Below are 12,723 nucleotides of genomic sequence, written 5' to 3'. Positions count from 1 at the left end.
AGCTAGCTCCTACCAAATAATGGGGATGTAAATATATGTTCAAATTTGTGCCAAGGGATCAAAGTTAGCAGCCACAAAAAGCTGCACGTTAAAATAGTTAAAACAAAATTTTCAGGGTTCGCAGCTTGAACGACTAGCAAGCCAACCGTAGTTACAATTAAGCAAAATAACCTAACGTATAGTTCCTTTTGATACTCTGCCTTGGCGCGCAAAAGGTTGCACTGAGTGTCGATAAATACTGCGGGTAATGCCGCTAAACATAACACCATCACTATCATATAATTCTGTTGCCAGGCTTGGCTGAACAATAGGGGCACGTAAATCGGTACTAAAAACGCTTGAATTAAGAATAATATGCTTACCGAACTCGTAAATAGGTACACCATCGGGATATGTTTTTTGAGTTGATTGTTTCTGTGTTTTTCGCACAGATAAGGATATAGCGCGGTATTAAATGCATTATTGATTGACTGGCTAAGGCCCACACCAGCACTTTTGGCAAAGCTATATAAACCAAATAATTCGGGGCTTAGCAAACGTGCACCAATCAACATATCGGACTGCATTCGCAGTGCCCTTACCAGTTCTGTAGATAATAATTGCCCTGATGTTTTGGTGAGTTTAAGAAAAACAGACCGTTGAAAGTCAAGCCCAAAATGTTGTACTGGCGTGAAGTAAAATAAACCTATCCAAAGTAGCGCGAATACCCATTTGCCATAAACAATCGATATAATGCCACAATCCCAAACGGCAAATAATACAATGCTAATATTTTCAGCCACGATGCACATTGCATTGCGTATGCTATAAAATTTCATATTCCCTTGGCGCTGAATAAGGAATACTTTGATGCTAACTAAGGGGTAAAACAGATAAACAATAGCCATTAAGCTTATCAAGGGAATGAGCTCAGGGTTGTCGTAAAAATTAGCTATGGGTGACGCTAGGCCTGCTTGTGTTGCAGCCAATAATAAACACACCAGCCACTGCAACAATGCTCCGTTTCTGGCGTATATAGGTAACTGTTTTTCGGTGCATTGAATAATTTGCGCGCCAGCTCCAGAGCGCAATATTAGTTTAAATATTTCATGGCAGGCTAGTGCGAGCATCACTGTGCCATACTCTACAACGCCTAGGTTTGCTGCTAACGCTAGTATTACTAACACTCTCGAAATCTTAGCGACCATCTCAGTAGCAAGGAGCCAACTGGTATTATTGAGTAATCGTTTAGTTTCATCTTGTAAAGTAGTGAACATCGTTTTCTTGGCCTCATCAAACAACTCTACTTAGCGTGTTCAAGATATAGGCCATAAAATCAGAATTTATAACATATTGAAATATCTACTTATATTGTATATGGGTATGAGCTGGTGTGAAGAATTTGCATCTTGCGATAGGTTAATTTTGCAAGATGCAAAAACTAAAAGGTTAAATTATCAATCTTGCCATTGTTGAATTTTGCGATACAAGGTAGACGGGCTGACCTCAAGTAAACTGGCCGCTTTAACAATATTGTCGTGACACAGAGCAATGGCATGTTCAATCGCGGCTCTTTCTACTTCTGCTAAACTGCGCACTGCACTGGTTTCATGGATTTTGTTGTCTTGAAGATGATTGATGGGGTTACTGGAAGCTTGATATATTGACTCAAGCTCCGCGGTTGCGCTTTTCTTACGTAATAACTCAGCCATTTGTGTTTGGTTTAACTGTAATTGGCTAGCCAATATCTGCTCGGTTAATAACGGGTCTTCTGACATCACTACTGCACTGTGTATAGTGTTTTCTAGTTGCCTGACATTACCTGGCCATGAATAGTTTTTAATGAGGGTGCCGGCATCCGACGACAAACCGACAAACACTTTTTGCTCAATATCACTGAAGCGATTCAGGAAATACTGCGCTATTTGACAGGCATCGTTTTCTCTGTCTTTTAAAGGCGGAATATTAATAGAAATAACATTGAGTCGATAATAAAGGTCTTCTCTGAGACGGCCTTCTTCTATCGCTTTAAATGGCTCTCGGTTAGTGGCACTGATAAATCGAATATTGACCTTTTCTTCTTTATTATTGCCTACTTTTTTAAAGGTTCCGGTTTGTATGAAACGTAATATTTTGGCTTGAAGGCCTATGTCCATCTCGCCCAATTCATCTAAAAATAATGTGCCACCGTCGGCCAAGGTTGCTGCACCATCTCGATTAGCTACTGCGCCAGAAAACGCGCCTTTTATGTGGCCGAAAATTTCTGACTCCATCAACTCACTCGGAATAGCAGCACAATTTAAACAAATAAGAGGGTGGTTCTTGCGAGAGCTGAGTTTATGTAGGGCATCAACTGCTAATTCCTTACCGGCTCCACTGGGTCCGGTTATAAATACTGAGGCATTGCTAGATGCACAATTTTCAATGGCATCATAAACAAATTGCATGGCCGTTGATTGGCCAATGAATTTCATGAAATTGCGTTTACGTTTGGTTTGCACTTGTTCTAGAGTATGTCGCAATAAGCTTCGTTCGGCTAAAAACTCACTGTAGTTGAGAGCCTGCTGAATATTCAGTTTTAATTCATCGTTATTCCATGGCTTTGTCATATAACTCCACACTCTTCCGGAGTTAATGGCAGCGATAACATCATTTAACTCGGTATAAGCGGTGAGCATAATACGTACTGTTTCTGGCCACTGCTCAGCCACTTTTTGTAAAAACTCGTTGCCATTCATGCCCGGCATATTTTTGTCTGATACAACAATATCAATATTTTGTTGTTCAAGAATTTGTAAACCCTTTTCACCAGAAATGGCAGTATGTACTGTAAGATCTTTACTGCGAAGTAAACGGGTTAAGGCAGTTAAAATTTCAGGTTCGTCATCAACAAACAAAATGCTGGCATTAAATTCATTTGGCATCGTTAATTTTTTCCTAAGCAGTGCATTTTATAATATTCAGCATGGCAGATTTTTTTAGCCATATTCACTCATCAATGAGTATAAGTTTAGCGTGATGTGTTTATCAGTATTTTGAAATAAATAAAATTAGCTTAATATTTTGCGTGATGTAAAGGCAAGTCAATCAATACAAGCAACGCCGCTTGCCCCCCCCATTCTTTTGGTGCTTGATGAAAACCCATTACTGCGGGGTGTTGCACTAACCAGTTGGGGATAGATTTTTTCAAAGCGAAAGTGCCTTTTCCATGCATGATGGAGACACAATAAACATGTTTTTTTTGTGCTACATGAATAAGTGCTGCAATTTCGTGTTTGGCTTCTTCTTTTTTTACACCGTGTAAATCAAGAATAAGGTCGGGAGGATAATCACCTCGTCGCAGGCGTTTAACTTCGTGACTGTCTGCTTCTGGTTTGACATATTTTAGTGGTTGGTTGATATCAAAATGGCCTTCAAAACCATCTGAAAACTCAAATGCAGCGGCAGCTTGTTTGATTTCTGCTAAATCTTTGTTATTTTTTTGAGTAAGTCCCGAATTCTGCTTGCTGGATAAGCGCTGAGGCGGTATTTTGTCCTGCTTAATTTGCACTACGTCTTTGAACTCATTTTTAAAGAGAGCAGATTCATCAATTTCTTTTTTATTTGTTTGGTGAGATGGCGTGTTTTTCATTCATTACAAGTACATATCTGCTATAAATTTAGCATAACAAAATTTGCTACAAGAGAATATGTATTCAAGGTCCGCGGACCTAGATTTATTAAGCGATAACATGACCACTGATACTTTTTCCGAAATAGACCCCGAACAAACTGCAGAAGACTTACACACTATTTTAGATATGGTTAGATGGTCGGTGAGTTGTTTTAATCAAGCTGGATTATTCTATGGTCATGGTACCGATAACGCTTGGGATGAAGCGGCAAGTTTAGTTTTGCAGTTATTGCATTTGCATCAAGAATTGACCCTACAAACCGGTGACCAATTATTTCATAGTCGCTTAACTAAAGCCGAAAAATTAAAAATTATCGAAATTGTCAAACGCCGTGCTAATGAGCGAATTCCGGTGCCTTATCTGACGAATCAAGCATGGTTCTGCGATTTGCCCTTTTTTGTAGATGAACGTGTACTTATACCTCGTTCACCTATTGCGGAACTTATTCAAAACCACTTTGAAGAATGGATTGGCGATAGCGAGCCACAGCATATATTAGATTTATGCACTGGTGGAGGTTGTATTGCCATCGCCTTGGCCTACGCATTTGAAGAGGCACAGGTGGATGCTGTGGATATCAGTCAAGATGCTTTAGATGTAGCAGAGATGAATATTACTGAACATGAATTGAACCACCGAGTTTATCCGATTCATTCCGATTTGATGGGGGCCTTGCAGGGGCAGCAGTATGATTTGATTGTGAGTAATCCGCCTTATGTAGATGCTGAAGACATGGATGACTTACCAGAAGAGTTTCATCATGAGCCAGAACTGGCATTGGCCGCAGGCGCAGATGGACTGGATTTAGTTGATAATATTTTACGCCAGGCACCCAGTCATTTAACTGACAATGGATGGTTATTTGTTGAAGTGGGTAATAGTGAAGTGCACATGTACAACCGTTATCCTGAACTGCCAATTCAATGGGTGGAGTTTGAAAATGGCGGTCACGGTGTGTTTGCTATAAGCAAGAACGATTTAGTTGAGTACTGGCGCTCAGTTGACCATTAAACTAAATAACCTGAACTCGGGTTAAGACGTGCCGCGTCCCTAGAAGTCATTACAATATAAATAATATGTTAGATGCTGCCAATTGGTTTGCAAAGACATTGAACGATTCCAGTGCTGCTATTATTGCGTTTATCGAGGCGAACTTGTAAGGGAACATTGCGCTATTGTGGGCAAGTTCAACGAATATAGGCACAACAATAGTGATATTGAACCGTATGGATTATCCCAAACTCAGGTTAAATACGTTAAGTTTTTATTGATATAGACCGGTTCGCCGTATTCGCCCCATTATAAAATATGCAGTAAAACTATAGGATTTTAAAATTATGGCAGGAAACACCTTCGGTAAATTATTCACCGTCACCACCTTTGGCGAAAGCCATGGCATTGCAATTGGTGGCATTATCGATGGCTGTCCTCCAGGATTGGAGTTGTCTGAAGAAGATTTACAAGGCGATTTGGACAGGCGCAAGCCCGGCACGTCCCGTTTTACAACCGCAAGACGCGAAGAAGATGAGGTGAAAATTTTGTCTGGGGTGTTTGAAGGTAAAACTACAGGTACTAGTATTGGACTTCTTATCAACAACACCGATCAACGCAGTAACGATTATTCAAAAATTAAAGATACCTTTAGACCTGGGCACGCTGATTACACCTACCAACAAAAATATGGACTGCGTGATTATCGCGGTGGAGGTCGTTCGTCTGCTCGTGAAACTGCTATCCGTGTCGCCGCTGGTGGCGTGGCTAAAAAATATCTTAAACAACGATATGGTGTTGAAATACATGGTTACCTGTCGCAGTTAGGACCGATTAAAGTCGAAACTGTTGATTTCAACTTCATCAATACCAATCCATTCTTTTGCCCTGATGAGAGCAAGATCGAAGCCCTTGATGCCTACATGCGTGATCTTAAAAAACAAGGTGATTCCATTGGCGCAAAAGTGTCAGTGGTGGCGACTAATATGCCTGTTGGTTTGGGCGAGCCTATTTTTGACAGATTAGACGCAGATTTAGCCCATGCCATGATGGGCATTAATGCCGTTAAAGGTGTCGAAGTGGGTGATGGTTTTGCTACAGTCGAGCAAAAAGGCAGCGAACACCGTGATGCACTCACTCCAGAAGGCTTCGCCTCAAACCGCTCTGGTGGTGTGTTAGGTGGTATTTCCACAGGTCAAGATTTGGTGGTGCATATGGCACTCAAACCGACTTCAAGTATCAGTGTTCCCGGCGAGACGATAGATGTGCATGGCAATACTGCTGAAGTCATCACGAAAGGCAGACACGATCCTTGTGTGGGGATCAGAGCTGTGCCTATTGCCGAAGCAATGATGGCTTTGGTGGTGATGGATCACTTGCTTAGGCATCGCGGACAAAATGCTGATGTTAAAAGTGCTACTCCTATTATTGCTGGGCAGGTCGGGCCTCGCTAGGTCGGGCCTCGCTAGGTCGGGCTTTGTTGAGCGTTCCAGCTATTAGCCGGACTCGTAACCTAGAAGGCTTAACCGTCATTCTAGGTTGGGTCTGATGCGCTCCTACTACTTAACTTAAGCGTTCTCATTGTCTAAAACTGCATTTTCCACTTCTAATTTAGTCCTTCTCTCTATTACTTATCTGTTTTATTTCGGACAATTCGGTGTGCTGATGCCATACCTAGGTGTTTTTCTAGATGGCAGAGGGTTTTCGTCAAGCGAAATAGGTGAGCTGTTTGCACTGATCACTGTTGCTAGGATAGCGGGGCCAAATTTGTGGGCGGTGCTGGCTGACAAATCGGGTAGGGCGCTCAAGGTATTACAATTAGGCGCATTGTTAACTTTTTGCACGTTTTGTTTAGTCTTGTTTGTTGATGGCTTTTGGGCGCTGACTCTTAGCCTTGCACTAATGATGATGTTTTGGACCGCTATATTGCCGCAAATCGAAGGGTTAACGCTAAATTGTGTACGTGGCAATGCCAGTCGCTATGGGCGAATAAGGTTATGGGGTAGCATCGGCTATATTTTGCTGACTATCTTTACCGGCAAGATGATTGATATGTTTTCTAGCGAGGCGCCCATTTACGTGGGGGCGATAGTGTTGTTCAGTTTGTTTGCTGTAACGATATTTCTTAAAGAGCCACCACGAGAAAAAAGTACCGATCTTCAACAAGCCTCAATTTGGAATAAAATTAACACCTCAGTTTTTTATACCTTTTTGTTGTCAGCGACACTGTTACAGCTAAGCTTCGGTGCCTATTATGGATTTTTCGCATTGTACGTTCTTGATTTAGGTTATAGCGGACAAGCAACCGGTTGGCTTGTTGCATTAGGAGTATTGGCAGAAGTTGTGATTTTTTTGCAAGCTGGAAAATTGATTACATTGTTTGGTGTAAAGTGGATTTTAGTGACCAGTATTTTACTGACCGCATTGCGATGGTATTTGTTAGCTGTGTTTGCAAGCAACCCAATAATATTAGTATTAAGCCAAGTTCTGCATGCATTTAGTTTTGGTATGACACATGCAGCGTCGATGCACTTTATTCATCACTATTTTGGTAACAAGTTTCAAAGTCATGGGCAGGCTATATATATAAGTGTAGGTTTTGGTATTGGCGGTGCGATTGGTGGTTATGGCGCGGGTTATTTTTGGCAGCAAGGTCAAGGCGCTGAATTAACATTTACTTTAGCTGCTATGGCTGCTGTTCTTTCCACCCTGAGTCTTATGTTTGTTTCGTCGAAGCGGATGTAATTTATAAGCATTTCGGTATTCACTATTTTATATGTGTTGTTGTGATTAAATACTCGCCAAGAGTCGTTCATAAAGGTTGTAACTTATTGATTGTTATATGAACAGTTATTCATGCTTAATTACACGCAGTTAAATTGGTATGTTTATGACCATTTAGTGACTAACTCGTTGAATCAAAAAGCCTTGTTAGACCAGTTTTATTGATAATAGTTGTTGACCTGCGGAATGTTAAATATATAATTAATATGCTTGAAAGTAAGTTTGATATTTATGTACATTGTTTCGACGTTCCATTGTAGTACCCGGTCTCGTAGCTCATAAGTAATTGCAACACTCTTCAGCACAACTAACGTCTCTTATGAGACACAATTACTCTTGAAAAATATAGGAAAGACTATGTCTGCAACTACTGGTACAGTAAAATGGTTTAACGAATCAAAAGGTTTCGGTTTCATTCAACAAGAAAACGGTCCTGATGTTTTTGCTCACTTCCGCGCTATTACAGGTACTGGCTTTAAAACTTTGGCCGAAGGTCAAAAAGTTGAGTTCACTGTAACTCAAGGCCAAAAAGGTCCTCAAGCTGAGAACATCGTAGTACTTTAATTATCAAATAATTAGAATTACTATAAAAAAAGCAAACCTCAGGGTTTGCTTTTTTTATACCTGGAGAAAAGAAAGCTGTGAGTTACGAGCTAAAAGCATAAAAAGAATTTGAACCACAGAGGAAAAGGAGCGCTGCGCTTCACAGAGAAAAGAAAAGCATATGATTACTATGCCTTTCCTCTGTGCTCTCCTTTTCCTCTGTGGTTAATAGCTTCTAATCTTTTACTGCTTAGTTTTGTCTTTGTTATTCCGTTAACTCGCCGCGTAAGTTGGCTATCAACTGTCGTTTGATATGGCTTGGCGGCATGCCTTTACTGAGTAAATAATGTAACTTGGCCAGAGCGGCTTCAGGGGTCATGTCTTGGCCTGACACTACACCGACTTCTCGTAATACATGGCCATTAGCATAACCGTTCATATTGACTTTACCGCGCACACATTGGGTACAATTTAAGACAATGATGCCTTGCTGATCCGCAATGGATAATTGGTTTATTAAACTCGTATTCTGTGGTGCGTTACCGACCCCAAAGCTAAGCAGGATTAAGGCTTTAACCGGTTGTTGTAAGGTGTTTTTAATCACATCATTACTGATGCCGGGGTATAAGGTCACTACACCGATAGGCTGTGATTCAATCTGACTGACGTGCAGATGTTTAGAGGTGTCTATGCCTAGCAACTTTTTATTAACTTCAATATTAATCCCCGCTTTGAGTAACGGCGGAAAATTAGGTGAATCAAAAGCATTAAATCCATCTGCATCAAGTTTGCGACTACGATTACCTCTAAAAAGTTGATTGTTGAAAAATAAGGTGACTTCAGCAATAGGATAGTTAGCAGCAATGTACAACGCATTTAATAGATTTACCTGCCCGTCAGATCGCAATTGGGCAAGCGGTATTTGCGAGCCAGTAACAATAACCGGTTTGCCTAAGTCCTCGAGCATAAAAGATAATGCTGAGGCGGTATAAGCCATTGTGTCCGTGCCATGTAAAATAATAAAACCATCGTACTGTTGGTAGTTCTGGTGAATATCATTGGCAATTTTTTGCCAATCAGACGGACTCATATCGGAAGAGTCAATCAAGTTGTGGTATTCGTGAATGGTAAAGTCGGGCATTTCGCTGCGGTGAAATTCAGGCATATTAGCCAAGGTTTCTGATAAAAAACCAGCAGCAGGAATAAAACCTTGAGAAGAAGGGCGCATACCAATTGTACCGCCAGTGTATGCGACGTAGATGTGTTTTTTCATATGCAGGTCAAAGACTCAGATTATTATTATTTTCATCTACTGTAACGCTTGCACTCGAAATTAACCAATAATTCCATTAAGTTAGATGTTGAAAGGCAGGTTTACAAATATGACCATAGAAGCGAAGTGATTGCGATGAAAAATAAGATAGTGGGTTTTGTATTATTAGTATTTTGTGCAAGCAGTATAGCGGCTCCCAATGTATTGCCCCTACGCGAGCGAGCGCAGCTTATCAATCAGATTTTAGACGACTGATTACAACACTTATTACCGAGCCTGATGCGCCGTGAAGGCATAGATATGTGGGTGCTGATATCACGTGAGTATAATGAAGATCCGATACTTAAAACGATGCTCCCTGCTAACTGGCTATCTGCCCGCAGACGCACCATCTTAGTCCTTTATGACCCTGGCGAAGGCAAGCCAATAGAACGCTTGGCTGTCGCAAGGTATGCGGTTGACAGCTTATTTAGAAAGTCGTGGGACAAAGAAAAACAACCTAATCAATGGGATAGCCTTGTCAAAATGATAAAGCAGAAACAACCCAAAACGGTGGCTATTAATAAATCCCAGCATTTTGCATTAGCTGACGGGATCACGGCTACAGAATATGAGGAATTTAGCCAAGCATTAGCGAAACAAACTGAGTCTCAACTGGTGTCATCAGAAAAACTTGCTATCGCTTGGCTTGAAACACGCAGTGAAATGGAAATGCAGGTTTACCCTAATTTGATTGAGTTAGGTCATCAGGTGATAGCTGAAGCATTTTCAAATCAAGTCGTTGAGCCAGGTGTCACCACTACCGACGATATAGCTTGGTGGCTAAGAGAGAAAGTATTAGATTTGAGGTTGCAAACTTGGTTTCATCCCAGCGTTTCATTACAACGCTCAAGTAATGAGACGTTTGATCACTTATAAGCATTCAGTCAGCGCCCCACATCGCAAACCATTATGCCCGGTGATTTGTTACATATGGATTTTGGTTTAACCTATTTACGGCTGCATTCAGATCAACAACAACATGCTTATGTGCTTAAGCCTAATGAAACTGATGCCCCAGTTTATCTGAAAAAGGCGTTAGCAAATGCCAATCGGCTGCAGGACATATTTACCGCAAACTTCAAATTAGGCCGCACTGGCAACGAAGTGCTAAAACTATCCCGCAAACAAGCTATCAAAGAAGGAATTAAGCCTTCTATATATACTCATCCTATTGGATACCATGGACATGCTGCAGGCACCACGTTAGGCATGTGGGACTCGCAAGGTGGTGTGCCAGTTCAGGGGGATTACCCGTTATATTTTAACACCGCATATTCTATAGAATTGAATGCGGCAACATTTATCCCCGAATGGAAAACAGAAATCCGTATTATGCTTGAAGAAGAGGCTTACTTCGATCAATCTGGGGTTCGTTACTTAGATGGTCGTCAAACTCAATTTTATTTAATAAAATCAGAATAAAGAGACATATATAATGCATACAAAACATCTTGCCCTTGCTGTGGCTTTTTCACTTGGGCTTGCCGCCTGTGAACAGTCGAATACGGCACAAACTAAAAAAGTGAAACAGGGTAGTGTGATAACTAATGTATCTGAGTCTGAAAAAGCTAATGCGCTGTTTCAAACTTATTTTGATGAAAGTATGCAGATGAACCCCGTATCAGCGACTTACTTGGGAGTAAACCAGTACAATGATCGGTTTAGCCCTCCTATCAATCAACAAAACCTTGCTGAGTCTTTGGCTTTTGAAGAAAAGTATTTAGCCAAGATTAAAAGCATAGATGCTTCAGTTCTGAGTGGCCAAGATTTACTCAGTTATGAAATGTTTTTGCGGGACAGAGAAATTGCTATCAAAGGAGCACAATTTCCAGGACATCTTATGCCTATTCATCAAATGGGCGGCGCACATAGTTATTTTGCCTCTCTAGGTTCAGGTAAAAGTGCTCAGCCATTCAATACCGCAGATGATTACCGCAATTTTATAAGCAGAGCACAAGGTTTTGCTATCTACATGGACAGTGCGATAGTGGCCATGCAAGAGGGTATAGAAAAATCTATTGTGCTACCCAAACCGTTGATCCAAAAAGTGTTGCCGCAGTTGCAGGTTCACATTTTAGAAGATGTGACTAAAAGTGTCTTTTATGCACCGTTAGAAAAGCTTAAAGCCAATGCAAACATAACAAATGCAGATAAGGAGCAAATTACCAAAGATTATATTGATACCATAAAAGATACCATTATTCCGGCTTACAGCCGAGTGCATCAATTTATGCAGCAGAGTTACTTAGCAAAGGGCCGCGATACGGTGGGTTTAAATGACTTACCTAATGGCAAAGCATGGTACGAGTATCGAATTGAAACCAATACCACCTTGGCGCTAACCGCTGATGAAATTCATACCTTTGGTCAACAAGAAGTCGCGCGTATTCTAGATGAAATGACCAAGGTAAAAGAAATCGTTGGTTTTGAAGGTGACTTACCGGCCTTCTTTGAATTTTTGCGCACAGATGAACAGTTTTTCTTTGAGTCAGAGCAAGCTTTGATTGATGGTTACATCCAAGTAAAAGAAAAAATTGATAGTCGCGTTCCGCTGTTGTTTGAGATTTTCCCTAAAGCTGATTACGAAGTGAGGGCAGTCGAAGCTTTCCGGGCTGCATCTTCTGCCGGTGCCAGTTACCAGAGCCCCGCACCAGATGGTTCTAGACCTGGTATCTTTTATATTAATGCCTATAACTTAAAAGCCCAGCCCAAATACTTGATGGAAACCCTCAGTGTTCCGAAGCGGCACCTGGTCACCATTTCCAAATTGCCATTCAACAAGAAGTAGAAAGCTTGCCTGATTTTCGTAAATTTGGCGGCTATACCGTGTTTGCTGAAGGATGGGCGTTGTACGCCGAAAGTTTAGGCAAAGAAATGGGCTTATTTACCGACCCATATATGTGGTATGGCCGTTTATCTGATGAACAACTGCGAGCCATGCGTTTAGTGGTCGACACTGGGTTACATGCTTTTGGTTGGAGTAGACAAAAAGCCATTGACTTTATGACAGACAATTCGTCACTTGCTTTGACTGACATCGAAGCCGAGGTAGAGCGTTATATCGTTATTGGCGGACAAGCTGTGAGTTACAAAGTGGGTCAACGACATATTTGTATGCTCAGAAATAAAGCGCAACATGTATTGGGTGATCAATTTGATGTGAAAAAATTCCATACTCAAATCCTGATAGATGGTGCTTTGCCTATGTCAATTTTAGAGGCGAAAATTGATAGATGGATTGCGCAGCAAAAAATCTAATATTAGGCTAGGAAGCTAAACTTGTATATCTAGCTTCCTAGCACTAAAAAAATCTTCGATAATTACCAATGAGCGAAAACCAGTCACACGACTAACTGGCTGTGAAGATCGCATTTACTGCCAAAGGGGTCATACGCTGTTCAAATTTCTATGGGAAATTACTGCCATTTTCTTCTTTAT

8 protein-coding genes and 2 pseudogenes are annotated in these 12,723 nt (G+C 41.0%); 6 read left to right on the top strand and 4 right to left on the bottom strand.

Annotated elements, in window-relative coordinates:
• Nucleotides 1–2: 2 nt before the first annotated feature.
• The 3 genes from C427_RS14830 to smrB form a co-directional block, all read right to left on the bottom strand.
• The gene (locus C427_RS14830) at nt 3–1,256 is read right to left on the bottom strand and encodes an oligosaccharide flippase family protein (protein WP_007637658.1); all 1,254 of its coding nucleotides are present in this window, start codon (nt 1,254–1,256) and stop codon (nt 3–5) included.
• 180 nt (nt 1,257–1,436) lie between these two features.
• Entirely contained in the window at nt 1,437–2,903 is a 1,467-nt protein-coding gene (locus tag C427_RS14825) for a sigma-54-dependent transcriptional regulator (RefSeq protein ID WP_007637659.1), read from the bottom strand.
• Nucleotides 2,904–3,034: 131 nt separating this feature from the next.
• On the bottom strand, nt 3,035–3,610 hold the full coding sequence (gene smrB, locus C427_RS14820) for an endonuclease SmrB (RefSeq protein WP_007637660.1): 576 nt from the start codon (nt 3,608–3,610) through the stop codon (nt 3,035–3,037).
• 100 nt (nt 3,611–3,710) lie between these two features.
• Here smrB and prmB point away from each other — a divergent pair, with 100 nt between their 5' ends.
• From prmB to C427_RS14800, 4 genes are all read left to right on the top strand, one after another.
• Nucleotides 3,711–4,664, top strand: a complete 954-nt coding sequence (gene prmB, locus C427_RS14815; RefSeq protein ID WP_007637661.1) for a 50S ribosomal protein L3 N(5)-glutamine methyltransferase — start codon at nt 3,711–3,713, stop codon at nt 4,662–4,664.
• A 326-nt stretch (nt 4,665–4,990) separates the two neighbouring features.
• Entirely contained in the window at nt 4,991–6,097 is a 1,107-nt protein-coding gene (gene aroC / locus C427_RS14810; protein WP_007637662.1) for a chorismate synthase, read from the top strand.
• Between the two features lie 172 nt (nt 6,098–6,269).
• A complete protein-coding gene (locus C427_RS14805) occupies nt 6,270–7,388 on the top strand; it encodes an MFS transporter (protein ID WP_081589000.1) in 1,119 nt (372 codons plus the stop codon).
• 396 nt (nt 7,389–7,784) lie between these two features.
• The gene (locus tag C427_RS14800; protein WP_007617424.1) at nt 7,785–7,991 is read left to right on the top strand and encodes a cold-shock protein; all 207 of its coding nucleotides are present in this window, start codon (nt 7,785–7,787) and stop codon (nt 7,989–7,991) included.
• 244 nt (nt 7,992–8,235) lie between these two features.
• Here C427_RS14800 and ansA read toward each other — a convergent pair whose 3' ends face one another.
• On the bottom strand, nt 8,236–9,243 hold the full coding sequence (ansA, locus tag C427_RS14795; RefSeq protein WP_034899225.1) for an asparaginase: 1,008 nt from the start codon (nt 9,241–9,243) through the stop codon (nt 8,236–8,238).
• Between the two features lie 135 nt (nt 9,244–9,378).
• On the opposite strand from ansA, the pseudogene C427_RS25970 reads away from it, so the two are divergent.
• Both C427_RS25970 and C427_RS14780 read left to right on the top strand, forming a co-directional pair.
• Nucleotides 9,379–10,707: pseudogene (locus C427_RS25970) on the top strand (M24 family metallopeptidase).
• Nucleotides 10,708–10,720: 13 nt separating this feature from the next.
• Nucleotides 10,721–12,543 (top strand): annotated as a pseudogene (locus tag C427_RS14780) (DUF885 domain-containing protein).
• Nucleotides 12,544–12,723: the final 180 nt, after the last annotated feature.

Origin of the sequence: Paraglaciecola psychrophila 170, from assembly GCF_000347635.1 — a bacterium.
In the GTDB taxonomy this organism is placed as follows: domain Bacteria; phylum Pseudomonadota; class Gammaproteobacteria; order Enterobacterales; family Alteromonadaceae; genus Paraglaciecola; species Paraglaciecola psychrophila.
The sequence above is the reverse complement of the archived record's forward strand: the minus strand, read 5'-3'. Positions and strand labels throughout refer to the sequence as shown.